The organism is Natrinema pallidum DSM 3751, assembly GCF_000337615.1.
GTDB classification, from domain to species: Archaea; Halobacteriota; Halobacteria; order Halobacteriales; family Natrialbaceae; genus Natrinema; species Natrinema pallidum.
Map to the genome: position 1 here is coordinate 46,553 of NZ_AOII01000026.1, position 26,031 is coordinate 72,583.

At 64.7% G+C, this 26,031-nt stretch carries 23 protein-coding genes and 1 tRNA gene; 16 read left to right on the top strand and 8 right to left on the bottom strand.

Annotation, left to right across the window (positions count from 1 at the left end; translation table 11 throughout):
* Positions 1–190: 190 nt before the first annotated feature.
* The 4 genes from C487_RS03180 to C487_RS03195 all read left to right on the top strand — a co-directional run bounded on the left by C487_RS03180 (position 191) and on the right by C487_RS03195 (position 4,884).
* Positions 191–1,348, top strand: coding sequence for a DUF4367 domain-containing protein (locus tag C487_RS03180; RefSeq protein ID WP_006184227.1), 1,158 nt, complete (start codon positions 191–193; stop codon positions 1,346–1,348).
* Positions 1,349–1,465: 117 nt separating this feature from the next.
* Complete coding sequence (locus C487_RS03185; protein ID WP_006184228.1) at positions 1,466–2,344, top strand: universal stress protein; 879 nt, start codon at positions 1,466–1,468, stop codon at positions 2,342–2,344.
* Between the two features lie 106 nt (positions 2,345–2,450).
* The gene (locus C487_RS03190; RefSeq protein ID WP_006184229.1) at positions 2,451–3,848 is read left to right on the top strand and encodes an aryl-sulfate sulfotransferase; all 1,398 of its coding nucleotides are present in this window, start codon (positions 2,451–2,453) and stop codon (positions 3,846–3,848) included.
* Positions 3,849–4,026: 178 nt separating this feature from the next.
* The gene (locus C487_RS03195) at positions 4,027–4,884 is read left to right on the top strand and encodes a hypothetical protein (protein WP_006184230.1); all 858 of its coding nucleotides are present in this window, start codon (positions 4,027–4,029) and stop codon (positions 4,882–4,884) included.
* A 23-nt stretch (positions 4,885–4,907) separates the two neighbouring features.
* Here C487_RS03195 and C487_RS03200 read toward each other — a convergent pair whose 3' ends face one another.
* Positions 4,908–5,429: a DedA family protein gene (locus tag C487_RS03200; protein WP_006184231.1), complete on the bottom strand. Its 522-nt coding sequence runs from the start codon at positions 5,427–5,429 to the stop codon at positions 4,908–4,910.
* Between the two features lie 158 nt (positions 5,430–5,587).
* Here C487_RS03200 and C487_RS03205 point away from each other — a divergent pair, with 158 nt between their 5' ends.
* Positions 5,588–6,052: a metal-dependent hydrolase gene (locus C487_RS03205; protein WP_006184232.1), complete on the top strand. Its 465-nt coding sequence runs from the start codon at positions 5,588–5,590 to the stop codon at positions 6,050–6,052.
* A gap of 30 nt (positions 6,053–6,082) precedes the next feature.
* Here C487_RS03205 and C487_RS03210 read toward each other — a convergent pair whose 3' ends face one another.
* On the bottom strand, positions 6,083–6,583 hold the full coding sequence (locus C487_RS03210) for a metal-dependent hydrolase (protein ID WP_006184233.1): 501 nt from the start codon (positions 6,581–6,583) through the stop codon (positions 6,083–6,085).
* Positions 6,584–6,641: 58 nt separating this feature from the next.
* Complete coding sequence (locus C487_RS03215; RefSeq protein ID WP_006184234.1) at positions 6,642–7,661, bottom strand: lysylphosphatidylglycerol synthase transmembrane domain-containing protein; 1,020 nt, start codon at positions 7,659–7,661, stop codon at positions 6,642–6,644.
* 259 nt (positions 7,662–7,920) lie between these two features.
* On the opposite strand from C487_RS03215, the gene C487_RS03220 reads away from it, so the two are divergent.
* The 5 genes from C487_RS03220 (at position 7,921) to C487_RS03240 (ending at position 13,625) form a co-directional block, all read left to right on the top strand.
* Entirely contained in the window at positions 7,921–9,597 is a 1,677-nt protein-coding gene (locus C487_RS03220; protein WP_006184235.1) for a sulfatase, read from the top strand.
* Between the two features lie 123 nt (positions 9,598–9,720).
* Complete coding sequence (locus C487_RS03225; protein WP_006184236.1) at positions 9,721–10,587, top strand: hypothetical protein; 867 nt, start codon at positions 9,721–9,723, stop codon at positions 10,585–10,587.
* A gap of 92 nt (positions 10,588–10,679) precedes the next feature.
* Positions 10,680–11,663, top strand: coding sequence for a glycosyltransferase family 4 protein (locus C487_RS03230; RefSeq protein WP_006184237.1), 984 nt, complete (start codon positions 10,680–10,682; stop codon positions 11,661–11,663).
* Entirely contained in the window at positions 11,664–12,761 is a 1,098-nt protein-coding gene (locus C487_RS03235) for a glycosyltransferase (RefSeq protein WP_006184238.1), read from the top strand.
* A 324-nt stretch (positions 12,762–13,085) separates the two neighbouring features.
* Positions 13,086–13,625: a FixH family protein gene (locus tag C487_RS03240; RefSeq protein WP_006184239.1), complete on the top strand. Its 540-nt coding sequence runs from the start codon at positions 13,086–13,088 to the stop codon at positions 13,623–13,625.
* Positions 13,626–13,821: 196 nt separating this feature from the next.
* On the opposite strand, the gene C487_RS03245 is transcribed toward C487_RS03240, so the two are convergent.
* Positions 13,822–15,063 carry an RNA-guided endonuclease TnpB family protein gene (locus tag C487_RS03245; RefSeq protein ID WP_083864472.1) on the bottom strand — a complete coding sequence of 414 codons (1,242 nt, stop codon included), beginning with the start codon at positions 15,061–15,063 and terminating at the stop codon, positions 13,822–13,824.
* Between the two features lie 355 nt (positions 15,064–15,418).
* Between C487_RS03245 and C487_RS03250 the strand changes: the two genes are divergently transcribed.
* The 4 genes from C487_RS03250 (at position 15,419) to C487_RS03270 (ending at position 20,583) form a co-directional block, all read left to right on the top strand.
* Positions 15,419–16,852 (top strand): FAD-dependent oxidoreductase, encoded by a 1,434-nt coding sequence (locus C487_RS03250; protein WP_006184241.1) that lies wholly within the window; start codon positions 15,419–15,421, stop codon positions 16,850–16,852.
* 118 nt (positions 16,853–16,970) lie between these two features.
* Positions 16,971–17,225 (top strand): hypothetical protein, encoded by a 255-nt coding sequence (locus tag C487_RS03255; protein ID WP_006184242.1) that lies wholly within the window; start codon positions 16,971–16,973, stop codon positions 17,223–17,225.
* Between the two features lie 196 nt (positions 17,226–17,421).
* Complete coding sequence (locus C487_RS03260) at positions 17,422–18,159, top strand: hypothetical protein (protein WP_006184243.1); 738 nt, start codon at positions 17,422–17,424, stop codon at positions 18,157–18,159.
* Positions 18,160–19,527: 1,368 nt separating this feature from the next.
* Entirely contained in the window at positions 19,528–20,583 is a 1,056-nt protein-coding gene (locus C487_RS03270; RefSeq protein WP_241431058.1) for a hypothetical protein, read from the top strand.
* Here the strand turns inward: C487_RS03270 and C487_RS03275 are convergent, their stop codons facing one another.
* The 3 genes from C487_RS03275 to C487_RS20085 all read right to left on the bottom strand — a co-directional run bounded on the left by C487_RS03275 (position 20,584) and on the right by C487_RS20085 (position 22,974).
* Positions 20,584–21,345: a ParB N-terminal domain-containing protein gene (locus tag C487_RS03275; protein WP_006184246.1), complete on the bottom strand. Its 762-nt coding sequence runs from the start codon at positions 21,343–21,345 to the stop codon at positions 20,584–20,586.
* Between the two features lie 409 nt (positions 21,346–21,754).
* Positions 21,755–22,045, bottom strand: a complete 291-nt coding sequence (locus tag C487_RS03280; RefSeq protein ID WP_006184247.1) for a hypothetical protein — start codon at positions 22,043–22,045, stop codon at positions 21,755–21,757.
* 778 nt (positions 22,046–22,823) lie between these two features.
* Positions 22,824–22,974, bottom strand: a tRNA-Met gene (locus tag C487_RS20085).
* Between the two features lie 102 nt (positions 22,975–23,076).
* Between C487_RS20085 and C487_RS03285 the strand changes: the two genes are divergently transcribed.
* Positions 23,077–24,258 (top strand): DUF7115 domain-containing protein, encoded by a 1,182-nt coding sequence (locus tag C487_RS03285; RefSeq protein ID WP_006184248.1) that lies wholly within the window; start codon positions 23,077–23,079, stop codon positions 24,256–24,258.
* Here the strand turns inward: C487_RS03285 and C487_RS03290 are convergent.
* Positions 24,255–24,674, bottom strand: coding sequence for a DUF5830 family protein (locus C487_RS03290; protein ID WP_006184249.1), 420 nt, complete (start codon positions 24,672–24,674; stop codon positions 24,255–24,257). The genes C487_RS03285 and C487_RS03290 overlap by 4 nt on opposite strands.
* Before the next feature lie 193 nt (positions 24,675–24,867).
* Here C487_RS03290 and C487_RS03295 point away from each other — a divergent pair, with 193 nt between their 5' ends.
* Positions 24,868–25,842, top strand: coding sequence for a transcription initiation factor IIB (locus C487_RS03295; RefSeq protein WP_006184250.1), 975 nt, complete (start codon positions 24,868–24,870; stop codon positions 25,840–25,842).
* The last annotated feature ends 189 nt before the right edge of the window (positions 25,843–26,031 follow it).

Below are 26,031 nucleotides of genomic sequence, written 5' to 3' on the forward strand. Positions count from 1 at the left end.
TCCACGCGCCGTCCCGCTGAGTCGGACCCATCGTACTCCCACCGGTCCGAATCACGAGCACTCTTGCCGAGATAGTCCCAAGTTAACTTTCATTCAAAAACCTGGGTATATTTATATTTTGGGTGGTGCGTTCAGATCCGGAATGTCGCTGACCCTCTTTATTGGACTAGCGACGCCAGAGTGGGATGCAATGGTTCCCGACTCACTCCGTACTGCGCTGATCGTAGTCACCCTCGGCTCGCTGCTCGTCCTCTCGAGCGTTGCCACCGGGGCGGGCGCGATTTCCAGCCAGCCCACAACTGTCGAACGGCCCACGCAAGCGACGCAGTCGACGGCGACGGACGCCGCCGATTCACCGTCCGCCGACGGTGAGGTCGTCGAGACGTTCACGAATCGCATGTCCTCGTTGGACACGGTCGTGATGACCTACGAAATGAACATGACGTTCGATAGCGACCGGACGTCGTCCGCCGAAAATCGACTGTGGTTGGATGCCGAGAACAACCGCGTTCGGACGGAAACCAACTCCGAGCGGATGGAAACGATCACCGTCAGGAACGAAAGCGAGACGGTAACCTACGACGTCGAGAACAACCAGGTCAGCCGGTTCGATCACACCGACGAGATGGGTCAGCAGACGTTGATCGACCGACTCGTCACCGAAAACGAATTTACCTACGACGGGCAAGAGATGATCAACGGCGAGGAGACCTATCGTCTGGCCGTGACTCCGACGGAAACCGACACGATGGCTGACTCCACCGATACGACCCTCTGGCTCGATGCGGACACCTACTTCCCCACCAAACTGGCACACGACGCCAGCGGCGAGAACTACGAGTACGAGATGGTCATGGACATTCGGAACGTCAGCCTGAACGAGCCGATCGCCGACGAGCGGTTCACGATCGACATCCCAGCGGACGCGGAAACGCCGGACGACTCGCCGCTCGATCGGACGACCTACGATTCGCTCTCCGAACTCCGGACGGACACGACGCAGTCAGTGCCCTCGCCTGACGTCCCCGACGGATACCGCTTCGCGGAAGCGAGCATCATCGAGAACACCGACTTCTCGCTGCTCTCGCTCCAGTACGTGACCGACAGCGACGACGTGTTCCACGTCACGAAACGCCAGAACAGCTCGACCGGCTACGACTACGACGAGACCGACCGATACGAAGCGGTCGAGGTCGGCAATCACACCGGCTATTACGCGGAGTTCGAGCACGAAGGGACGACCACGTCCATCCTGAACGTGAACTGTGACTCCACCGACTACGGCATCTCCGGTGACCTTTCGAAGGAGGAGAGCATCGAGGTCGCCGAGTCGATCACGTGCGAGTGACCCACACCTAACTCGCCATCGCACCCAGCATCCAGCGACGACGCTCGACCGTTTCACCCGCTGACCGCCGCTTGTTTTTCCACTAAACGTAAGCGGATCGACGTTGAATCCGAACCCGTGATTAGTCGAATACTCGTCCCGACGGACGGAAGCGACCCTGCGAGGGCGGCCCTCGAGCACGCGCTGGCTATCGCCGCCGATCGGGACGCGACGGTCGGGTTGCTCTACGTCGCGGACACGAACGAGCCGAGTTTGACCCGACTCGGCACCGACGTCGTCGACGCCCTCGAGCTAGAGGGAGCAGAAATCCTCGACGATGCCGCCGCGTTGGCGGCGGACCGCGGCGTGTCCGTCGCGACGAACGTCGTGCAGGGAGACCCGCGAACCGTGATCGCCGACTATGCCGCCACGAACGAGTTCGAACTCGTCGTAATGGGGGCCCACGGGCGACGCGGCATCAGTGAATACGTCCTCGGGAGCACTACGGACGCCGTCGTCAACCAGTGCTCGGTCCCCGTCATGACCGTTCGCGCGGCCGAGGACGCGACGCGGACGTACCCCTACACCGACGTGCTCGTCCCGACGGACGGGAGCGACCACGCGGGGGCGGCACTGGAGTTAGGCTCGGCGCTCGCCGAACGCCACGGCGCGACGTTACACCTGTTGTCGGTCGTCGACGAACTGCCGGAAGTGATCGATGCGGGATCGACGGCGCTCCCCGAGCAACTCGAGGAGAACGTACAGGGGGTACTCGACGAGGCCGAAGCGACCGCTCGACGAGCGGGCGTCGACGAGATCAAGACCACCATTCAAGCCGGGTCGGTCCCGCGAGAAATCTCGTCGTACGCCGACGCGGAGGGGATCGACCTCGTGGTGATGGGGACCCACGGACACACCGGACTCGACCGCTACCTCCTCGGGAGTTTCACCGAGCGCGTGATCCGGACGTCGCCGGTTCCAGTCCTCACCACGAGGAAGGCCGAAGTGGACGACTGACTGCGCCGGACGGGCCCGTCAACCGCGCTCGGTCGCCGGCCACGACTGTCAGGAACTGCAAACGACGAACAATGCTACCCCGGACGACGGGGGAGGAAGGAGTGAGATGTTTGCCCGATCGCACGCCGCGCTCGCTCGCGCCGGCTCGCACCTCTCGCGAAATCGGCTCCGAGTCGCGTTCGTCGTCGTGATCCTTCTCTCGGCTGCTGCGGTCGCCGTCGCGTCCACGAACAGTCTCTCGACGGCGTCGGCCGAGGACGTTCCGGACGCGCCGCCGACGGGGAACCACACGGTCGTAACCGAGTCGGGCCGAGCGGGAACGATCACCGCGTACGCGCCCGACGGCGAGGTCCGCTATTACAACAATACGCGGACGAAGTACTTCGACGTCGATCCGGTCGAGGGCGAGCCGCTGACGGTCGAGTACACCGCGACGGACACGATCCACACCGCGGGACCGACCTGTTCCGATCCGCCCTGTGCGCTGAACGTCATCGAGCGTGCGAACCTCTCGACCGGCGAAGTCGACGTGCTCTACGAGCGCTACGACCACAAGGAAACCGCCGGCGAGTGGCACGACGCGGATCGCATCAACGAGACCCACGTCGTCGTCGCCGACATCGTCGCGGACCAGGTGTTCGTCGTGAACACCGAGACGGAGATCGTCGAGTGGCTCTGGGACGCCCAAAGCGACTTCCCCGTCGAGGGCGGCGGCGGGTATCCCGGCGACTGGGCGCATATCAACGACGTCGAATACATCGAACGCGGCGAGATGGCGGGCCGGATCATGGCCAGCCTGCGCAATCAGGATCAGGTCGTCTTCCTCGACCGGGAGGCGGGGCTTCTCGAGGACTGGACGCTCGGTGCCGAAGACGAGTACGACATTCAGTACGAGCAGCACAATCCAGACTACATCCCCGAGAGTCGTGGCGGGCCGGCCGTCGTCGTCGCCGACTCCGAGAACGGCCGCGTACAGGAGTTCCAACGCGAAGACGGCGCGTGGACCCGCACTTGGGAGTGGGCAGACGACCGGATGCAGTGGCCGCGAGACGCCGACCGCTTACCGAACGGAAACACGCTCGTCACCGACACGCACGGCAACCGCGTCATGGAAATCGACGACGCAGGCGAGATCGTCTGGCAGGTCGAATCCACGCTCCCCTACGACGCCGAACGCCTCGAGACCGGTGCGGAGAGCGCGGGCGGGCACAGCGCCCGGGAACCCGGCCTCGAGTCGCGGACGGAAACGGAAGGCGGCGACGGCGGGGATGTCCTCGGGATCGATCCGCTCGGCGTTCTGGGGGAACTCATTCGGTCGATTCTCCCTCACCGGATCTACAACGCCCTCCTCTTTGCGACGCCGGTCTGGATGGGGCCCTCGGAGTTCGCGGCGGTCGCCATCGGACTCCTGACGGGACTGCTCTGGGCGGGGCTCGAGGTCAGGTGGCAACTCCGGGACGCTGGGATCGGGGTTCGGCGGCCGATTTATCGGAAGGGCGACTGAGGCCACAGCGGCGGCGAGTCGGGTTCGTTTCGTGGTCGGTCGAGATGCAACGGTACGGACGGCGAGCGAGTTCTCACCCGGTCAGTGACGTTGTAATACCGACCGGTGCAGGTCTATCGATCGATACGGGGGTGTGGGAACCGGAAGCCTTTCGTTCATCCTGTCTGTCAGGTGGGGCATGCACCGTCGTCAGCTCCTCGCAAGCGGGACGCTCTGTCTCGCAATCCCGATCGCCGGCTGCGGCCATCCCGCCGTCGTCCTCGATATGGACGAGGCGACGGCGGACGAAATCGCGGATGCGGTTTCGATAACGGCCGAACCCGGTTCGGAGGAGGACACGCTCGTGTCGGCCGCCATCGAGAACGGGTCGGCCGTGCGGAGGGGGCGATCCGAACTGTTCGACCGCGCCGACACGGTCCGGATCGACGACTCCTTTTACGACATCTCGGAGACGCGACTCGGGAGCGAGCCGGTGACGGTCTACGAGGTTCGCATCGATTTCGACCCGGCCGATGCGGCGACGGAACTCGGTGCGATCGACTACGACGACCTGCCCGACGCGGATCGCCAGCGCCTTGCCCCGATCGTCTCGGCAGCCGATCCACCCACCCAGGACGGCGACGACATGGGCGTCGACTACGGAACGGCAGCGGACATCGGGAACGAGTCGGTGTTCGTTCCGACCCAACGGTACGACATCGTCGTCCACGACGGGAGTCGGTATCGGGTTACGGTCGATTCACGAACCGCCTCCGAAACCGAGTACCGGTACGAGGTGACCGAGGTCGTGTCCGGCGTCGAACCGTTCGCCGATCGCGTTCGAGCACAGTATCTGTTCACGCTCACGGGCCTCTCCGACGCCGAACGCGCGGTCGTCGAGGAGGCGATCAACGAGGGCTACTTCGAAGACGACGATGCCTTCCGGTCGGTAGTCGACCGGATTCGAGAGCACGAGAGCATTCGCGAGGATGAGTTCTACGGCACGTGGCTCCTCGAGTACGACGGCGTCGAGTACCTCACCTATGCCGAATGGTAGTCACCGAGTGTTCGAATCCGCCGTCAGACGAGGAGATAGCCGCCGAGCAGGTAGAGGGCCGCAAGGATCGACTGGAACGACAGCGAGCCGGCCGCCGACAGCACGAGAAACGAGCGCCGATCCATCTCGGAGAGGCCGGCAGGGATGGTGAGCAACCCCCGGACGAACAACAACGTATTGCTCACCGGCACGGCCAGCGGACCCCAGCGGTCGAACCAGCCGTCGAACCGCTCGAGTCGTGATTCGGTGATCGGGACCCAGCGCGTCCGGAGAGCGTACTCCCGGCCGGCCCGCCGGACGACCCCGAACAGGAGGAGTTGTCCGACCGTCGTCCCGACGACCGCGAGAACGACGATCGCGACGGCCTCGACGATCGACGATCCGATCAGCGCCAGCGCAGCCGGTACGACGAGTTCGCTCGGCATGAACCGCAACAACATCGCGCCCTCGAGGATGCAGATCCCGAACAACACCACGAACCCCAGCTTCGACGTGAACAGTGACTCGAGCCAGTCCGGCGTCTCGGTTAGTTGTAGCGGGACCATGCCAGTCGTCCGTCTCGGATCTGACTCCGCTCGACGACTGAAATCATCGGCTTGCGCTTGCTACCTGCGGAAGTATCGACGCGCTTCGATCGGAGCCGATGACACTGCTATCAACGACACAAACTATACTTGATGGATGGACGTAGGGGGAGACATCGATGGACCTCGGGCGGCTACTGTTTCTCTCCGTGGCGTTCGTCACGCATGCAGTCGTCGGCTACGCGCTCGTTCGCGGCTTCACCGGCGTCGACCAGCGAACGGGGGCGTGGCTGGGACTCTGGTTCGGGTTCGCACCGGACGCGGACTTCCTCTTTCCGGCGGACTGGGGGTGGCCGTTCGTTCACCGCGGCATCACACACGCCCCGCTGTTCGCGCTGGCGGTCGTCGGCGGAGCGTACGCCGTGTCCCGACGGCGATCGGTCGCGCTCGCCGTCGCCCTCGGACTCGGATCACACCTCGTAATCGATTCGCTCTCGACGCTGGGCGTCCCGTGGCTGTTCCCGCTGCGGCTGAGTTGGAACGCTGGTCTCGACGTACACGGTCCGATCGGGACGCTCCTGCTCTGGACGCTCTCGATCGGTATCCTCGCGTCCCGAACTGACGACGTCTCGTGGATCGCATAACCGCAACCGGCGCTCGAGTGGGGCGGTCGCTCAGCCCGCCGGAGCGCGGCCGATCGCCAGCAGCAGTGACGTGAGCAACGCGACCGTGCCGGCGAGCAGGAACGTCCGATTGACCCGCTCGTTTTTCGATTTGAACCAGTCGAGGGTCACGTGGACCCGCCAAACGGGCGCAAACGGGCTGATTCCCATCGGCGTCACGACATCGCCCGCGAGGTGAGCGAGGATACCGCAGGTCCCCACGACGAACCCGAACCCGAATCCGAACTCGCCACCGGAACCGAATCCCCAGCGAGCGACGAGTATCGTTCCGGCACCGGCACCCAGACCGACCAGGAGGGCGAACCAGACGGTGTGCGTCGGCCCGCGGTGGTCGATCCACGGCAGCCCCTGATCGAAGTCGGGAAGGGTCGCCGCGGCGAGCGCCAGCACCGCCCCCCAGAGCGCCACCTCGAGCGAGTAGCCGGCGCTGATCGCGGGGAGGACGGGCGCGTACAGGAGCGCGTTGAATCCGGCGTGGCCGTCCCGGTACATCGCAATCGGTCGTTCGCCCTCGGGGTTCCGGCGGGTTAACTGCTCGGGACCGACCCGCTCAGGTGACGGTCCGAATGCCGAACGCGGACACGGATGCGCCGCCGATGAGGATCGGCAGCCAGTAGAACGCGCCCCTGAAGAGCAGGACGGCCGCCGTGACGACCGACGCCGCGACACCCGTCGTCGGGACCAGCAGCGTGACGAACGCGGCTTCGATCCCACCGAGGCCGCCCGGGAGCGGGGCCGCACCGGCGATGTTCGCGAGCGGAATCGCGAACAGCAGGACGTACACCGGGACGCTGTGCCCCAGGGCGGCAAACGCCGCCAGCAGCGCCGCGGCTTGGAAGAGCCACCCACACAGCGAGAGCCCGATGATCGCGCCGAGACGCCATCGGCTCGTCGCGATCCGCTCGATATTCTCGAAGAACCGCCCCATTCGGTCCGTCAGGTCGTCCTCGAGCGTCTCGGAATCGATCCGCTCGAGGCCGAGTCGTCCGATACGGGGCGCGACGATGGCCGGGAGTCGCTCGATGAGCGTCTCCCGGGACCGCCAGACGAGCACCATCACGATCGTGATGACACTGAGTAACACGACGGCCGACCCGACGGCCGTCTCGAGGCGGTCGCCGACGGCGGCGGTGGTCGCGTAGTAGCCGACGCCGACGAAGACCAGCGAGATCGACGGGATGACGTTGAGGACGTCGACGCTGGCGATTCCGACGAGCCCGGTTTCGTATCGCGAGTCGGAGACTCGGGAGATGAGCAGCGCCGCGACCGGTTCACCGCCGGCCTGGCCGAACGGGGTGACGTTGTTGGCGAAGACGGCCCCGGCGTAGACGAAAAACGACTTGCCGAGCGGTATCTCGACGCCGAGCGTGGCGAGGACGGTTCGAAGCATCAGGCTCCAGGCGGCGAGCCAACAGATCGCGAGGCCGAACGTCGCCGCGACGAGGACGGGGTCGGCCGAGAGCAGCGCGTCGAGAATCGGGCGCGCACCAACGACGAAAAACAGGACGGCGAGGATCGCGATCGCTCCGAAGACGCCGATGAGAAACGCGCGCCGGTTTCGCTCGTCCATAGCTGATATGGATCATCGTCCGACTTGAAACGTCTGATCAGTGTCAGCCGTTCGTCGATCGGCTGACGGGCTCTCGGTCGAACTCGCTCCGACGCCCGCGGTCGCTCGGCAAGCGCTGTAATCCGGGATTGTCACTCGAGCACGGGGAGCGACGGCGACCGCCGCGGATCAATGTTCCACTACGACGGAGTACAAGCGGTTTGCACGCTGTACGTGCTCTATAACGAATTGCCGACCCGCCGAGTGCCCCAGTGGTCCGATGACTGATTTCGCGCACCCGGGAGCGTCGTCTCCGCTCGCCAGCGACGGAGCCGACTCGCGGTCGACGGCTCGAGGACGCACAGCGGGCCGCGCGAGGCGAGGCGAGACGCCGCCGTCGAACGTCCTGTTCGTCGTCTTGGACACGGTCCGGAAGGACCACCTCGAGCCGTACGGATACGACCGGGAGACGACGCCGGTCCTTTCCCGGTTCGCCGCGGAGAGCACCGTCTTCGAGTCGGCGGTCGCGCCCGCCCCGTGGACGCTGCCGGTCCACGCCTCGCTGTTCACCGGGCGCTATCCGAGCCAGCACGGGGCCGATCAGGGAAGTCCGTACCTCGACGATGCGGCGACTCTCGCGTCGGTCCTGTCGGCCGCGGGGTACGAAACGGCGTGTTTCTCTTCGAACGCCTGGATCACGCCCTACACCGGTCTGACTGATGGGTTCGACGAACACGATTCGTTTTTCGAAGTCCTCCCTCGAGACGTGCTCTCCGGGCCGCTGGCCGGCGCATGGCGGGTCGTCAACGACACCGACTATCTGCGCGAGTTGGCGTCGACGCTCGTCAGGCTCGGGGCGATGGCCCACGAGCGACTGGCCAGCGGCGACGGGGCCGACACGAAGACGCCGTCGGTCATCGATCGGACGACAGCGTTCATCGACGGCAGCGAGAGCGACCGCGGCTGGTTCGCGTTCATCAACCTGATGGACGCGCATTTGCCCTACTATCCGCCCGCGACGTATCGCGAGACGTTCGCGCCCGGCGTCGATCCGGACGCCGTCTGTCAGCACTCGAAGGAATACAACGCCGGCGTCCGCGAGATCGACGACGAGGAGTGGGCGGCCATTCGCGGGCTGTACGACGCCGAGATCGCCCACATGGACGCCGAACTCGGACGCCTGTTCGACTGGCTGCGCGCGACCGACCGGTGGGCGGAGACGGCGGTCATCGTCTGTTCGGACCACGGCGAACTCCACGGCGAACACGGTCTCTACGGCCACGAGTTCGCCCTCTACGATGAGTTGATCAACGTCCCGCTGCTGGTGAAACACCCTGCCCTCGAGGCCGGGCGGCGCGACGATCTCGTCGAATTGCTCGATCTCTATCACACGACCCTCGATGCGCTGGCCGTCGAGCCCATCGGGGTCGTCGGGTCCGGGACGGAAAACGGCCCCGTCGCCCGCGATCCGACGCGCTCGCTGCTCTCGAGCGAGTACAGGGCCGCCGACGACGTCGCGGACCCGGACCCGGGCCAGCGAGCCGTCATCGACGGGCGCGACGGGGCCGAGTACGCGTTCGTGGAGTACGCCCGGCCGGTTATCGAACGCCACCACTTGGAGCAGAAGGCCAGCGAGGCCGGCATCACGCTCCCGGCGGATCACCGGGCCTACTCGCGATTCCGGGCCGCGCGCAGCACCGACGGCAAATACGTCCGCGCGGATCTCGTCGCGGACGAAGGGTATCGGCTCGAAGACGATCCACGCGAGCAATCGCCGGTCGATCCGGCCGACGACGACATCGTCGCCGCGGCCGAGCAGGCGCTCGCCAGGTTCGAGGACGCCGTCGGCGGCGCGTGGGACGATCCGAGCGACCCGGCCGCCGACGAGTCGGACGCCTTCGCCGAGGCCGACGAGGCGACTCGGGATCGGCTGCGCGAACTCGGCTATCTCGAATGACCCGCCGTATCGATCGTCGGCGAAATACGGTGATTTCCGATAAATCGGCCGATTAGGGCGGTAGCAGTGACTTTCAAGAACCAATAAGAATACAGGGGTCGACTCGAAAGGTAGCCGCAACGAATGGACGACCAGCACTTCCTCGAGTCGGAGTGGGATTACTGTCTGGTGCTGGATGCGTGTCGGTACGACGTGTTCAGCGAGGTGTACGACGAGTATCTCGACGGGGCCTTGGAGAAGCGCTGGAGTACGGGATCCTCGACGCCGGAGTGGGCGTATCGGACCTTTACCGGCGAGCACGATATCGCGTACTTCTCGGGGAACCCCTTTATCAACGATCTCGGGATTCCGCTGAACGAACTCAAGTGGGGTGCGAGTTGTGACTACGAGTGGTCGGCGTCGGAGCACATCAGCGACGTCTTCGACGTCTGGAAGTCCGGGTGGGACGACGACCTCGGAACGGTCCCGCCCGAGAGCCTCGCGGAGGCGTTCCGAAACAACCGCGAGGCCGTCGCGGAGGCCGACCGGACGGTCTTGCACTACATGCAGCCACACGCCCCCTACCTCTCCCGTGGGAAAGGGCAGAAACTCAAACAGATTCAGAAGGGGATCCGCAAACAGGAGGAAGTAGAGAAGGGAACGGACGGCGGCGACGATAGTGGTGCGCTCTCATCGCTCGGCGACTCGATCCGGCCGAAAGTCGAGAACACGCTCGAGGGGAGCGAATTCGCGCAGAAGGCGGGCCTGTGGCTTGAACTCGATCCGACCGAACTCGTCAAGAACGGCACGCGAGAGGCGGCGCTGGAACTCTACGAGGAGAACCTCCGGATCGCGCTCGAGTCCGTCGCCGACCTGGTCGAGGAACTGGACGGTCGCGTCGTCGTGACCGCCGACCACGGCGAGGCGTTCGGCGAAGAGGGTGTCTGGGAACACCACATCGAAACACACATTCCGCCGCTGATGGAGGTACCGTGGCTCGAAGTCGAGTAAGTCCCGCTCGGTCGGTCGGCGCGGCCGACCGCCGGTCCGGACCGAAACGCTCGCGCATCGGACGGTAATCGCATTCAGACAGGGGATCCGGGATGAAGATCAGCCACTATTTCGAGTTCGAGGACCACGTCACCGGCGGCATTCACGAGTCCGTCGTCCACCAGCGGAAGATGCTGGATCGACTGGATCTCGAGTATACGGTCGAGCCGACGCTCGACGCCGACGTGTTCCACTGTAATCTCATGGGACCGCGCTCGGTCTGGTACGCAAAGCGGGCCCGGTCGCGGGGCGTGCCCGTTGTCGCGAACACACACGTGACCGCGGAGGACTTCGGGGACAGTTTTCGGTTTACCAACGCCCTCGCGAAACCGCTGTCACCCTACCTCCGGTGGGCCTACGGGCTGGCCGACGCACTGGTCTGCCCGTCGGAGTACAATCGGGACCTCATCGAAACCTACACCGACGTGCCGACGACGGTCATCTCGAACGGCGTCGACCGGGAGAAACTCGAGGGGTTCGAGTCGCTCGAGACCGAGTACCGCGAGCGGTACGATCTCAGCCCGCCGACCGTCTTCCTCGTCGGCCACGTCATCAAGCGCAAGGGTCTCGAGACGTTCGTCGAACTGGCGCGTCGGCTGCCGGCCCTCGACTTCGCGTGGTTCGGGCCGCTGGATCTCTCCCTGAAGGGACGCGAAACGACGAGCCTGATCGAGGACGCTCCGGATAACTGTACGTTCACCGGCTTCGTCGACGACATCCGCGGTGCGTACGCGGCGGGCGACATCTTCTGTTTTCCGACCCACGAGGAAAACGAGGGGATCGCGCTGCTGGAGGCGATGACCGCCGGCAAACCCCTCCTCATTCGGGATATCGAGACGTTCTCGTGGCTCGAGGACGGCGAGGACTGTCTGAAAGTTGCCGACGCGGGAGCGGACGGGTTCGCGGATGCGCTCGAGCGACTCAAGGATCCGGCGCTCCGGAACCGGCTCGGAACGAACGCCGCCCGCCGCAGCGAGGCGTTCTCGCTGTCGACGGTCGCGAACCGATATCAGTCGCTGTACGACGAGGTGTGCTGAATGAAAATCGGCTTCTTTACTGACAGCTATTTTCCCGAGATAGACGGCGTAACGTATACGATCAAACTCTGGCGCGAGGAGTTAGAACGGAAGGGCCACGAGGTGTACGTCGTCTATCCGGACGGCGACTACGAGCCCGGCGATCGCGAGTTCCCCGTCAGATCGCTGCCGAACCCGTTCTACGCCGGCTACCGAATCCCGCTCGCCAGACGGACCTCGACGCTCCCCGACCTCGATGTCGTCCACTGTCACGGCCCCGCACCGATCGGCATCCTCGGCCGGTACTACGCCTGGAAACACGATCTGCCGACGATCTACACGCATCACACGCCCCTCGAGGAGTACTTCCACCAGAGCATCAAACTCGAGTCGGTCGCGGGGCTGCTCTCGAAGCTGTACGTCCCCGGTGAGAACGCCTTCCTCCGGAGTTTCGACGTCGTGACCGCGTCGACGGAGCGGATCGAGCGCGACGTCGAACACGTCCAGCTCCCGGTCGGGATCGATATGGATTTCTTCCAGCCCACCGCGGAGGATTGGTATCCCGACCGGACCGTCATCGGCTACAGCGGCCGGCTCAGCATGGAGAAAAACGTCAACGAGATCCTCCGGGCCGCCGAAAAGCTCCCGGCGTACGACTTCGTCATCGTCGGCGAGGGCCCGTACCGCGACTCCCTCGAGCGGGCAGCACCGGACAACGTCGAACTTCGGGACTTCCTCCCCCGCGAGGAGCTGCCGACGTTTTACTCCTCAATCGATACCTTCGTCACCGCCTCGACCGCCGATACGCTCGGCCTCTCGACGCTCGAGGCGAACGCCTGCGGGACGCCAGTCGCGGCCACCGACGCGCCGCCGTTCGACCGAACGATCGGCACCGACAACGGCGAGCGCTTCGCGTACGGCGATCTCGGTTCGATGGTCGAAGCCATCGAGACCTGTTTGGCGACCGACCGCGAGACCAGGGCGGCCGTCGAACGCTACTCCGTGGGGTACACCATGGACCACCTCGAGCAACTGTATCACAACGTACCGCTCTCGAGGGACGAGGCGGCGACGGACGTCGAGAGTCCGTGGCGGTTCTCCGAGGAAGAGCGGAGCTAAACCCCGTCCCCGACGGTGTTCGGGTCCATCCCAAGCCGGTCTGCAGTGGAGACCGACCGTCTGCACCGGAGAAGCGACGACGGTATCGCCAGCTCCGGAGGATCGGTCGTAACTGCCCCTCCATCGGAGCGGTCGTTCCCGGAGTCGAATCCGCTTTTTCGGTCGCCGGGCTTTCGGTGCCGACGATCCCTCGTCAGTGAACCTGTCCGCCGAGTCACATTCCCGTCCGAGAATCGAACCAGAACGACATAGATACCGAGGTACGTCATCTCGCATACGATGAAACGGACGAGATACCTGCTTGCTATCGGAGTGACCGCGCTAGTGCTGCTCAGCGCCGTCGGGCCGGCCGTGGCTCACGAAACCCAAGACGTCGCCGGGAACGACGTGACCTTCGGCGGGGCGGACGAGCCGTTGGTCACCGGCGAGCGAATGTGGCTCGAGTTCGAAATCGTCGACGCGGAGACGGGCGACCCGGTCGAGAACGTCTCCGAGAACCTGACCGTCTCGGTCCAGTTGGAGGGTCACGAGAAGACGGCCCTCGAGAGCAGCGAAAAGTACGGCGAGCCGGGCGTCTACGAAGCGCCGGTCGTCTTCACCGAGGCGGGCGACTACGTCGTCCACTTGGAAGGGACCATCGACGGGGAAGCGGTTCACACGCACTTCGAGAAAACGGTCGACGACCGCGCCGCCCTGGAGTATCCGGGTGCCGATGCTCAGTCCAGCGCCACCAGTGACGAATCACAGCCCGACGGGAACGGAACGCAGTCGGCCAGCTTCGCATCGGCGACCACCACTGCCGTCGCCGTCGGCGTCGTCGGGATCGCAGCGGCAGGCGTGGTGCTCCTCCGTCGCCGGCGATAACGCCGGGTCGGTCGGTTCGTCGCCGGGGTGGTGACCTGTTCCGGCTCCGATCGATGTCCCGTCAGTGCCCTGGCGCTGGCGGTGCGTTGCCAGTTAGCACTTATATGGATCGCTGGGCTCTAGTGTCGGTGTGACATCCTCGCCCGCCGTAAACGGCGGGGCTTCCTACAAGGGAAGCCTCGCGTCGAGGGAGGTTTCAGGACTGAAACGCCGCAAGCGTCGTTTGTCGGGATTGCCGACTCGGCGTGCGGTGTCCTGTGGCCGTGTCACAACGGCTCCCATTCCGTGGCGAGTCATCGCCCGCCGATTTCCAAGGCAGGCTCTCTCCCCACGGATCAAAGCGACCGGCGATGTTCGCGGCCGCGTTGATATCTGCTTGGTACTCCGTAACCCAACACTCGCTGTTCGTACACTTGAACTCGGCTTGCGACCCACGAGAACCGATGTGCCCGCACTCGTGGCACGTCTGACTCGTGTAGCGCGGATTCACGAACTCGACCGGGATGCCGGCGTCGAGGGCCTTGTCCTCAATGCGGTCGGTGAGTCGGGCGAACGCCCACGAGTGCAAGCGTCGGTTCATGTACGTGCCGTAATCAAGGTTCTCGCGGATGTACGAGAGGTCCTCGAGTACGATCACCGGATCTTCGAAGGACTCGGCGTACTTGACGGCTTCGCGAGACGCTTTCTCGACGATATCGGTCAAGGCGTTCTGGTAGTGTTCGAAACGTTCGTCCACACGCCACTGCTCGACGTCACGCTCCTGAAGGCGCTTCAGGGTCGTGTACATCTCTTTGCGGAGGTGTCGCGCACGGCCGCCGTCGTAGATGTACGGTTGGGTTGGAGTGTCGTTCTGACAGGCACAGCCCGTCAGAAGCTTGGACTCGCCGATATCGAAGCCGATTCGAGTCGGGTCGTCCGGCGTCTCTGGTTCGGCCACGTCGTACTCGACGGTGACGTGAAGCACCCAGTTCGTTCGGTGCTGTTGCAGTCGGAACTCGCCGACCGACACGTCGCCGTTGAGCAGATCGAACCACAGCGATTCCTGCTCGGGGTTAATTCGAAGTGGAATCCAGAACGCGTTGCCACGTCCAGCCTGTGGAACGCGCCAACAGAACTCGTACGCACGCTCGTCGGAGTGATCGATTCGGAAGCCACGGTTCGTGAATCGAACCGGGTGGTCGTCCCCGAGTTCCGACGCGTTGTACGTCCGGCGGAGTTGTGGGACGTAGCTCTTGAGCGCGTCCTTGGCGTAGGACGTGAGCGTGTACGGCGTGACGATATCGTTGACTGCGTTCTGCGTATCCGCGCCACTCTCGAAGGCATCCTCAAGGGCACGGCGGTAAGTCGCCACAGTGCGCTCGAGACGTTGCTCTTTGCCCGTAGTGGGTGGCGCGAGAGTAGCTTCGAGCGTTTTCGTGGCGGTAGTTTCAGCGACCATTCGACAGTACAGGCTACGATCGCAACCCACATAAACCACACGGATAGTACACGTATGTATGGGTACAGAAATCAGATTCGAGGTAGACGACGAACAGTACGAGCGACTGAAAGCGATCAAAGACAAGCGCGGCTACACTTGGAAGGGGCTGATGCTCGAAGGNGATTCGAGGTAGACGACGAACAGTACGAGCGACTGAAAGCGATCAAAGACAAGCGCGGCTACACTTGGAAGGGGCTGATGCTCGAAGGTGTCGAAGCGTTGAACACCGGGGAGCCATAACAGGGCGAATTGAGACACGAACGAACGCGATTCCTCCCCGCCCCAAGGGGCGGGGTTTCCTCGCTACAGCAAGATGAGCGACCCGTTCGTCGTCGTCGGCGGTGACGCAGCCGGAATGTCCGCGGCGAGCAAGGCGAGACGCGACGATCCCGACCGCGAAATCGTCGTTTTCGAAAAGGGAGAGTGGGTGTCCTACGGCGCGTGCGGGCTCCCCTACTACGTCAAAGGGGAGATCCAGTCGCTGGAGGCGCTCGTCTCGGTGACGCCCGAGGAGTTCCGCGAGGAACGTGACATCGATCTCCGGACCGGCCACGAGGTCGTCGCCATCGACACCGACGAGCGGACGGTCACCGCCGAGAGCGAGTCCGGAACGGTCGTCCAGCCGTACGGCCACCTGCTGATCGCGACGGGTGCGGCGGCGGTCGTCCCGCCCATCGACGGCATCGACCGCGAGGGCGTGTACACGCTCGGCTCGATGAGCGACGGCAAGGAACTGCGCGAGTACGTTGCCAGAGCGCGCGACGGAGAGGGCTTCCAGCAACCCGACCGGGGACCGGCCTGTCGATACCTCGAGGACTGTACCGGTCCGGTTGCGGTCGTCGGCGGCGGCTACATCGGGATCGAGATGGCCGAGGCGCTGGCGGCCAACGACTTCGAAGTGAACCTGTTCCAGCGCGGCGACCGAGTCCTGAAGGGGTTCAGCGACGAAACGAGCGAATACGTCGCCGAGCACCTCCGAGACGAAGACGTCGTGCTCCATCTCGATGCCGAGGTCCGGGCGTTGTCGGGCGATGACCGCGTCGAGGCGGTCGTCACGGCCGACGACCGGATCGAAGTCGAGATGGTGTTGCTCGGCACCGGCGTTCGTCCCCGGACCGACCTCGCCGAGGCCGCCGGGATCGAACTCGGCGAGACCGGGGCGATCGCCACCGATGCCTATCGCGAGACGAACGTCCCCGATGTCTACGCCGCGGGCGACTGCGCCGAGGCGACACACGTCGTTACCGGCGAGCCGGCGTACGTTCCCCTGGCGTTGACCGCGAACCGGCACGGCCGTGCGATCGGCCGGACCGTCACCGGGACGCCGACCGAAGGTGGCGACATCGCCGGCACGGCGGCGGTCAAGGCTTTCGACAGCGAGGCCGCTCGAACTGGCATTCTGGATCCCGAGGAGGCCCGTGCGGCGGGGTTCGATCCGGTAACCGAGACGGTGACGGCGAAATCACGTGCCGGCTATTACCCCGCTGACGGGACCGTTATCGTCACGCTGACCGCCGATCGCGATTCCGGTCGCGTCCTCGGTGCGAGCCTCGTCAGCGAGTACGGCGAGGGCGCGGTCCATCGGAGTCACGCCATCGTCGCGGCACTCGAGGCGAAGGCGACCGTCACCGATGTCGAGAACTACGACCTCGCGTACGCGCCGCCGTTCAATACCACGTGGGACCCGGTTCTAGTTGCCGCGAAGGTACTTGCCGGGACGCTGCGAGACACCGACTCGGAGCCGTGATCGCTACGCCACCGACCGCCGCTGGCGGGGCGGATCGGGAACTACCAAGTGGCTCACCCACGACAGATCGAAATCTCATGGCCGACGACAGCGACTCGCTCGAGGGGGGCGACCGACGATGACCGACGGCGCTCTCTCGCGTCTCCGCACCCGGATACGGGATCGTCTCGAGGGGCTTCGGTGGTGGATCGCCTTACGGGTCGGCGGAGCGCCACGATGTACGGAGTGCGGCGACGAGGCGGCGTGGATCGCCGAATCGGAGGGGGAACCGCGCTGTTTCAAACACATCCCGAGCGAGGGCATGGATGCCATACGGGACGTACGGCCCGCGGACTGCTTCGCTGACTGGGACGAGTCGTCCGCCGACACCTGATCGCCGACGGTGACCGGTCCAGCGGCGGTGGGTCCGACTCGCGGCCGAGGACTGTGCCGATGTCCTCGCAGTGCGTCGTGCTCGTCGACGAAAGCCGACGCCACCGTGATAGACGTTCCACCCATCCGAGCCGGGTGGCAGTTCGGACGGCGAGCCGCCCGAAACACGTATCAGCGCCCCATCCAATTAGGGTGATATGAACCGCCGAACACTGCTCCTGGGAAGCGGCGTCGCAGTATCGACCGTGCTTGCGGGGTGCTCGAGTGACGAAGCTGCCGACGAGGGCAACGGCGGGAACAGGACCGATACCGGTGACGAGCCGGCGGGATCGGACGTCGACACACTGCTTTCGATCGGCGAGACGATCGATCGCGACGAGCCGCTGTTCGATCCCGAGGCGGAGCGCTACGAGGGCAGCGGCCGGGAAAACCTGACCGACCTCTCGCTCGACGACGGACTCACGACCGTCGCCTTCGAGCACGACGGCACCGCGGATTTCGTCGTGATGCTCGGCGGCGACGAGGAGGCCGTCCTCGTCAACGAGACCGGGATGGTGGAGGGCGCGACCGCAATCGCGACATCGGCGGGCGACTACGTGCTCGACATCACTGCTGACGGCGACTGGACCCTCCACGTCGGGCAGCCGCGTGCACCCGACGCGGAGATACATACACCGCCCGTCGAGGCGAGTGGCACGGGTCCGGCCGTCGTCGGACCGGTGAGGATCGAGGACACGGCGACCGTCAGCGGCGGACACGATGGCGAGCGTAACTTCATCGTCATGGCCTATACCGAGGACGATAGCGGTCAGTTCGCCGGCGAGGAAGTGTTCAACGAGATCGGCGCAGTCGAGAGCGACGCGACGGTCGACCATCCGGGTACCGTCTGGATCGACGTCCAGGCCGACGGCGACTGGTCCCTTGAGGTCGAGTAACCGTGAGTCGACTGCGGTTCCGACTCGACGATCGCGGTCCGGAACGCACTGTCCGGCGCGGTTCACTGGCCCCGTCTCCTCGGTCACCGGCGATCGCAGGGCTCACGGTCGAGGTGTCCATCGTCCGGTCGTGTCTCGACGCGGAGCCACCGGACACCCTTTCGGGACAACTCCGGGTCTGCTCGGACCGGCGCGTTTCGGAAAAGCGGCGGGTCCGGTGACGGTTGGGATGCGCCCGCCGCCGAGTCCAGAAGTGATGCCAAGGGGCTGATTGGATCGACATCTGTCGCGCACAGCAGGTACGCGACAGTTGACACGTTCGGTGGCATCTATATCAACTTCCGGCCGATTCCAACGGATTCGGAATCGTCCTCCCCTTTCGAACGGTCAGTACATCGACCTGCCATCGAGAGCACTCACGGCTGTTCTCGAAATCGCTCCGGAGATCGGTCGAGGACGGCAGTAGCAGCCAGGCTGGCGGGGTCCAGCCGAACGGCCGACTCGAGACCGCCACACCGAAGACCAGCACGAGGACGAAGTAGCCGGAGACGAGTCGGAACAGACCGGTAACACCGCTGTTACCTGTCTATGTGGGGAATGAATTTAATGGGGCCTCGACGCGAGGTATCGATGGCGAGAGACGCGAGACTCCACCGTCGATCCGCTCCGAGACATCGGCATCCTCTCGCCGCATCTGCGGTCGGGTCGGCACACCCGACACCGCCCGATCCCAGGTTCACCCACCACTGGACACACCATGACGGTGCCGTCCCGCTGCCGGCCTCTGGCCGGCAGTTCCGATCAGTGCCCCGCTCGTTCATAGGTCCGCCGCCGTTCGTTCGGGTTCGGGTATGCTCGCCTGACGTAGCAGTTGGCCAACAAGTTTATGTCGCATAGCGACGAAGCCGTAACCGGCGAGGAACGATTCAGTCGTTGCCCTGACGGAATCAGCCAATCCGAGACGTACGGTCCTCGCCTCCCGAGATCGGCCCGGACGTCAATAGCCATGATGTATTCCGATCTCGGTTTCTCCCACCCCTGCCCCCCACCTCGGCAGGGGCTGGGACCCTGACGACAGCCTCCGACAGACGTTTCTCGAGCATCTCTGCGAGTGAGTCGGATCGCACCGGATGGATGTCGTATGTCGGTCCCTGCGCTGCCCGTGCTCCTGACGAGTCGATACGAAGCGACGGGCAACGCCGGCGATGCCGACCGGCCGACCTCGAGCCTGAACGCGGATCGAACGCTGCCCCGATTCGGGCGGCGAATATCGCGAGAGGAGACGGAGGTACGACGACCGGCGATGGGACACACGCGATACCACTCATCTCACAGAAGGATCAAGTGAGGTGAACGTAACGGGAGAGTATGGAACGAAGATATTTACTGATGGGGATCGGCGGTGCGACGGCAGCGCTTGCGGGGTGTAACAGCAGCAGTGACGAGTCGGACGGACCGGAGGGGCCGTTCGCCGATCTGCAGGACCTCCCCGAACCCGAGGCGGTACTAACCCAGCATCGGCGCACGCTCGACGACCGATCCTTCGTCTCCGAGGAGGAACGCATCGAAAACGCCTCCACGATCGGGGCCTCTCAGTCGACCGCACAGACGATCCGCAGCGGTGAGGCCGGGACGCTCGTCAAAGCGGACGACATCGCCAGAAATCTCAGTAGCGACGGGAAGCAAGCGGTGTGGTTTACCGGCACTGCGCGTATCAGTCGGATCACTCACACGTACAATCCGGGCGGAATCACGCCGCCGTATATCGATGCAGAGACCGTGTCGCGAATCGTTTCGGTGGCCGAACTCGAGCGGGTCGACGTAACCGGTGACGACAACGAGGTGTACGTGTTCGAGGCAAGTAGCGCCGACGAGGAAACGGCACGGGAACTCGATCTCGATGTCAACGCGATCGACGTTCGGATGGAGATCGCCGCAGCAGGCTATATCCGCTCGATTGAGACGGAACTCACCGCTGCAGAGCCCGCTGACGCTGAGCAAGCGACTACGACCATGTATCAGTACGACGTGACCGAACTGGGCGACGTATCCGTTTCCGAGCCCGAATTCGTCAGCGACGCGGTTCGGATCGAGGGTGACCTTTCCGAGGACGGTTCGACGCTCGTCCTCGACCACGCAGGGGGCCCCGCCGTGTCCGCTGATACCGAACTCATACTCCAGGATGCGAACGTCTCGCAGCCCCAGCGAGGGGCTTCCTTCCCGGCGGCATTCGAATCGGGAGACGAAGCGCACGTCTACTGGACCGCAGCCGAGGAACCCGCGATTAGCGTGGATGGACCTCCGTCGGACGTTGCCCGGGATTTCGCCGTCCCCTCCCAGTCCGATGAGCGGGTCGTTTTCCTGTCCGAACTGCCCGAGACGGGACCCGAACGGTTCGTCGTCCGAATCGGACAGGGGGAGTAGTCAGGCCTCGGTCCGCTTGCCGTCCGCCGCGTCCTCCGTTTCGGGGCCGGTCTCTTCACTGTCGATGTACTCCCGCCGGATGTACGCAGCCTGTTGCCCATCGAGACGGGACTCGATCCGGCGGAGTGCCGCTTGGCGCTGGGGCTCGGAGTAGCCCTGCAGATGGTACCGAGCCCACGTTCTCGCCGCGTACAGCTCCCGCTCGTAATGGACGTCACAGGGTATCGATTCGAGTCCCGCGACGTAGCTGGCCCAGACGCGCTTGTGACCGTTGAGGAGTTCGAAGCGGTCTCCACAATCCCGAACGATCGGGGGCGGATCGGGACGACCGCGGTCGCGGATCGCGGCGATGTAATCGCGGTTTTCATCCACGGTGAAGTTCCGCGAATGGTACGGATTCGGATCGATAGCGTCGAGCGTGAGTTGCGTCGGTTCCAATTGGTCGATCCGGCGGAGTCTCGACTTCGGAAACGAGTAGTGGCGGAGCCCGTCCCGGTTTATTTGGGCGAGTGCGAGCGGGAGCCCGCCGGTGTAGCGCGGATACGCGTCCTCGAGGTCGTCCCGAAAGACGACAACGACGACCGGATCGGTGGCTGGGTAGTCCGGATTCGAGTCCGCGACGGTGCCCCCGGGAACACGCCAGTCCGCCGCGATCGCGTTCGGGGTTTTGACCACGACCGCGGGACTGGGCGACGTATCATCGGCGTCGATAACGATGTCGCCGGGCCCGATCGACGGCCCCTCCGAGCTCGTGTCAGTCATCGCTACACTCAGTTGAACGAATGTGTTAGGGCGATATAATTGATGCGTTCTGTCCGATGGTCTCACACCCATCCGTCTCGCCGTGCTCGAGGACGTGTTCCCGGTTCAGGGACTGCTCGAAGACGCCCAGCGCAGCAACCCAGCGGCAGCAACGGCCGGCTATCAGGTCCCGTGGACCGGCTGAGAGCGACTGGCAGACGACGAACTATCGTCGCCATTGAACGTCACCGCGCACCTGCTCGCACGACGGCCGTGCGATCGGGGTGTAACTCGTCTCAGTCGTGACCGGCGGGACCTCTACGAGAACGCCGGTGGTGCGAAAAATGATGAGTGCGGGGACGGTATCTCGCGCCGATGCGTCGTGACGTGCCGCGCGGCGCAAAGCGGCCGGCGTCGAGGGGTCGCGTTTCTATGCCGACCGAATCGTGACTTCGAGACTGCCGGGCACGTCCCGTTCGACGACATCTGCAGGGTCGCCGTCGAAGAGGATGCGGTCCTGGCCGCTGCTCACGTACCCCTTCGCGACCGCAGTATCGTTGTAGTTGTCCCGCTCGAGATGATCCCGCTGGAGGAGTTCCTTGTCCCTGTACTCGGCGCTTGCGTCAGGGACTTCGATATCGAACTGCCCGCTTGCGGACCCGGGTGCCTCCACGACGACTTCGTTCTCGTAGGCTGCCGCCGCCGTTCCGGTGGCAGCCACACTTCCGACAGCCAGTACCGCTGCCGTCCTCTTTACGAACGATCTCCGACTTGGTGCACTTTCATCCGATATGCGAACTAACATACTACACATCAGTAAATAAAAATCTAGCCTAATCGAATTTGGTCCGGACTACGGAATCAGGCTTCTCTGAACGCGGTTGGCGGCCGGCCGGAAGCCGCTACAGTCGCCACCGAACGTCACTACGAACCTGCTTCGCAGGACGGCTGTCTGATCGATCTGTGGGTCGTTTCAGTGACTCCGATACTCGAGTGCGATCGGTCGACCCTGCCCGGCGGTCGTCCGGCGTCGGTGAGGTACCGACCCGGCCGCGCCGTTCCTCGGGCAAGTGTCCGAGAACCACTGGTTTTCCAACACCGTCTTTCTCGTCGATGACTATGGCGATCCGACTGTCCTCTTTGGGGGTGACGCGGTTAGCTCGGTTTCGGTACCCGAATCTCTGGGGACATCTCCTCGAGCGTGAACGATATCGGCCGTTCCCTGGCCTGGATCCGTCACGACGACGCCGATCTCGCTGCCGATGACCCGCCCTGCAAGAGGATATCGCTTCGAGCGCCTGCGTGTCGGTCCTCGAGAGGCCACCGCTCGACAGCGCCGAGATCGTCGTCCGGAACACCTCCCGTCGGCCCGATGTTATTCGAGAACTAGGTTGTTGCCGTATGCCCTCGGATAGGTGTGAGACATCTACCGAGACGGTCTCTGGAGTCGAGTACCCACCACTGGTGTACTTGCGTGGTAATACGACGAAGTTGAGTAGTGCCCGGGGAGGGCTCCGAACCCTCGATCTCCGCATGTCCCAGGTTCGAGGCTCGGCAGTCCTCGAGGGACACGGAGGCTTCCAAGGCGAAACCGCACCGAATCTCTGAACCCTATGAGTGCGGCGCTATGTCCAGCTAAGCCACCCGGGCTCGATTACGAGTAGTGGGGTGTGTTTCTTTAAGCTTTGTATTCGGAGTCGCCGTGCAACGTGGACCCACGGATTTATCACATGGTATTACGAACTCCGCTGCATGAGCGTTCCCGGTATCGTCCAGTCTACTCTCGATGGCGAGGAGATCGCGGCGCGTGTCTCTCTTGGAAGCGATGACGAACTCTTCATTACCCCCACGAGGACGATCGTGTACCGCGCCGACGGACTTCTGAGCGACGAATCGGCAGACGAATTCCCCCACGACGCCGACCGACTGACCATCTCAGAGGGCCGGCGCAAGACGAAATTCGTGCTCGAGTATCCCCTCGACGGCGAGCGAACGTTTACCGTGCCCGGCGGGAAGACCGACGACGTGCTCCACCCCGTCCTCGCCGGCGTCTTGAACGGGAACGGGATCACTGATCCGGGCGAGACGGTCGTCAAGACCTACCGCTTTAGCGAGTTGACACTCATCATCACGAGCGATCGACTCGTCAAACATATCGGCAGTGCCGTCTGGGATGGCGATTACGAGGAGTATCACTTCGGCGACGTGACCAACCTCGACTTCGAGGACGGGAGCGTTGCCACCCAGATCGTTCTCACCGCGAACGGTCGGCCACAGCGGATCAAGGCTCCGAACGAACAGGCGAACGACCTCCGGGAGCGACTCAAGCGGGCGCTGTTCGACTACCACGACGTCGGCTCACTGGCGGAACTGAACGAGGCAGTTGGCGACGACGACGAGCCGCCGGCCAGTAGCGAGGGGGCGGTCGATTTCGGCGGTGGCGTGGACCCGCTCGATGCCGACCCGCCAGAACCGGACGACCGCGACGTGCCCGGCGAGCCGGCGGCCGGGACGAGAGGAGCAGGCTCGACCGAGTCGCTGGCCGGCGGTAGCAGAGATGAGACCGCGACCGCCGGTAGCGAGTCGGCGACGACCGGGTCCGATGGGACCGAGAGCCAACCGGCACCGTCGGCATCGCGGGCGGCGACGCCGGCTGCCGATCACGACCACGCGTCCAGCCGCGACGGCACGGCGGATATCGCGGAGGCGGAGACGGGATCGGTTTTCGAGGCCGCCGAAGCGAATCCATCGTCCGCTGACGACGCCGGTGCGGCGACTGCGGAACCCGACCGGGCGGTCGTGACCGAAACCGATCCCGAACTCCTCGAGCGACTCGAGGCGCTCGAGGAGGCAGTCGACCGGCAGGGCGAGATCATCGAGCGACAACAACAGACGATCGAGCAGTTGATCGCGGAACTCCGACAGGGACGTTAGCCGTCCCGGCCGGTCACTTTTCGAATACACGACGAGCCGAAGGGGCCGAGCTCACCGGCCTCGAGATCGATGAAGTAGCCGGTCGAGAGGCCGGAGCCACAGCGTCGACAGGAGAACTCCCCTTCTTTCGTGACGATGTCCTGTCCGAAGCGGACGTACTGGCGACTCTTCGGCCGGACGATCCCGTCGTCGCGGTCGATGATGCCTCGGAGTTCGGCCTCGTCGAGGATCGTCCGCGTTATCGTCGGGTCGCTCGTCACCGTCTCGATTCGGTCGACGGCATCGGCCAGCGAGAGCGAGTCGTGCTCGAGGCGGGCGAGCAACGCCAAGCCGAGGGCAACGCGGTCGTCGTCGGCCTCGAACGGGTCGCCGTCGGCGTCGCCATCGGTGCCGCTCCGGTCGCCGTCGTGATCCATCGATCTGTGCTGTTGGCTCGGTCGGAATAAACGTTGTCGCTCTCGAGTTCAATCGCTACGAGTCTGGGAGCGAAGAGCGCCGGCAGCCGTTCCCACACTGTGGGAATCCACCGGTCGTTGATACCTCCGCTTCACGCCAGTCCAAGCGACGGCATCACACGGCCGGAGCACGGAGTCCGGCGGAGAGAAACCAATGAGTCAGACGACTGTCGATACGGCTGCCGAGGGATCGACCCGGAACGGAGAGCGCGAGCATCCCCCCGAGCGACAGGGGGCGGAGTGTCCGGAATGTACCGGCTCGATCCGTCACGATGCGGAACACGGCGAGCGGACGTGTGCGGAGTGCGGGCTCGTCCTCGACGCGGACGCGATCGATTACGGCCCGGAGTGGCTGTGTCTCGACGACGAGGAAGACCGACGCCGGGTCGGGCCGCCGGTCTCGTCGGTCAAACACGATAGGGGGCTGAGCACGACGATCGGCTGGCGAAACGAGGACGCGTACGGCAACCGGGTTTCGGAGCGCAAGCGCGATCGACTCCGGCGGTTGCGGACCTGGAACGAGCGGTTCTCCTCGAAGAACGCCCAGGAGCGGAACCTGAAACAGGCCTTCGGCGAGATCGAACGCATGGCGTCGGCGCTCGGCCTGCCGGAGCCGTGTCGCGAAACCGCCGGCGTCCTGTACCGGCGTGCCGTCGACGAGGAACTGCTCCCCGGGCGATCGATCGAGGCGATGGCGACCGCCTGCCTGTACGCGGCCGCGCGCCAACACGGGACCCCCCGGACGCTCGTCGCGTTCGAATCGGTCAGCCGCGTCGAGAAGCTCCCGGTTCAGCGCGCGTATCGGTACCTCTCGAGCGAACTCGGACTACGGATCGAACCCGCCGACCCGATCCACTATCTCCCACAGTACGCCTCGGCGCTCGAGGTCAGCGACGACGCCGAACGGCTGGCCCGCGAGATACTCGAGGCGGCCAAGGCTCGCGACCTCCACAGCGGGCGGAGTCCGGCCGGATTGGCCGCCGCGGCGATCTACGGCGCGGCCCGGCTGACGAACGAACGGGTCACGCAGGCGACCGTCGGCGAAGAAACCGGCGTCAGTTCGGTGACGGTCCGGAACCGATATCGCGAACTCCTCGACGCCTACGAGGAGAGGTGCGACCGCGGATGACCCGACGCGAGCTCGAGCGGGCGGTTCTGCCAGCGCTGGCAACACAGTCTCCCCTGCTACGTCGTCGACCTCGCTGCTGCGATCGACGAGCATCCGGTCGCGGTCGAGACGGTCTGTGCCAGCCTCCGCGACCGGGGGTCCGCCGGTCGATCGGCTACCGGCGGTACGACATCACCGCGGCGGGCCGGC

Coding starts and splice junctions, on each gene's coding strand:
- C487_RS03180 (WP_006184227.1), top strand. CDS start 191: ATGGTTCCCGACTCACTCCGTACTGCGCTGATCGTAGTCACCCTCGGC.
- C487_RS03190 (WP_006184229.1), top strand. CDS start 2,451: ATGTTTGCCCGATCGCACGCCGCGCTCGCTCGCGCCGGCTCGCACCTC.
- C487_RS03195 (WP_006184230.1), top strand. CDS start 4,027: ATGCACCGTCGTCAGCTCCTCGCAAGCGGGACGCTCTGTCTCGCAATC.
- C487_RS03200 (WP_006184231.1), bottom strand. CDS start 5,429: ATGGTCCCGCTACAACTAACCGAGACGCCGGACTGGCTCGAGTCACTG.
- C487_RS03205 (WP_006184232.1), top strand. CDS start 5,588: ATGGACCTCGGGCGGCTACTGTTTCTCTCCGTGGCGTTCGTCACGCAT.
- C487_RS03210 (WP_006184233.1), bottom strand. CDS start 6,583: ATGTACCGGGACGGCCACGCCGGATTCAACGCGCTCCTGTACGCGCCC.
- C487_RS03215 (WP_006184234.1), bottom strand. CDS start 7,661: ATGGACGAGCGAAACCGGCGCGCGTTTCTCATCGGCGTCTTCGGAGCG.
- C487_RS03220 (WP_006184235.1), top strand. CDS start 7,921: ATGACTGATTTCGCGCACCCGGGAGCGTCGTCTCCGCTCGCCAGCGAC.
- C487_RS03225 (WP_006184236.1), top strand. CDS start 9,721: ATGGACGACCAGCACTTCCTCGAGTCGGAGTGGGATTACTGTCTGGTG.
- C487_RS03230 (WP_006184237.1), top strand. CDS start 10,680: ATGAAGATCAGCCACTATTTCGAGTTCGAGGACCACGTCACCGGCGGC.
- C487_RS03235 (WP_006184238.1), top strand. CDS start 11,664: ATGAAAATCGGCTTCTTTACTGACAGCTATTTTCCCGAGATAGACGGC.
- C487_RS03245 (WP_083864472.1), bottom strand. CDS start 15,063: ATGGTCGCTGAAACTACCGCCACGAAAACGCTCGAAGCTACTCTCGCG.
- C487_RS03250 (WP_006184241.1), top strand. CDS start 15,419: ATGAGCGACCCGTTCGTCGTCGTCGGCGGTGACGCAGCCGGAATGTCC.
- C487_RS03255 (WP_006184242.1), top strand. CDS start 16,971: ATGACCGACGGCGCTCTCTCGCGTCTCCGCACCCGGATACGGGATCGT.
- C487_RS03260 (WP_006184243.1), top strand. CDS start 17,422: ATGAACCGCCGAACACTGCTCCTGGGAAGCGGCGTCGCAGTATCGACC.
- C487_RS03270 (WP_241431058.1), top strand. CDS start 19,528: ATGGAACGAAGATATTTACTGATGGGGATCGGCGGTGCGACGGCAGCG.
- C487_RS03275 (WP_006184246.1), bottom strand. CDS start 21,345: ATGACTGACACGAGCTCGGAGGGGCCGTCGATCGGGCCCGGCGACATC.
- C487_RS03285 (WP_006184248.1), top strand. CDS start 23,077: ATGAGCGTTCCCGGTATCGTCCAGTCTACTCTCGATGGCGAGGAGATC.
- C487_RS03290 (WP_006184249.1), bottom strand. CDS start 24,674: ATGGATCACGACGGCGACCGGAGCGGCACCGATGGCGACGCCGACGGC.
- C487_RS03295 (WP_006184250.1), top strand. CDS start 24,868: ATGAGTCAGACGACTGTCGATACGGCTGCCGAGGGATCGACCCGGAAC.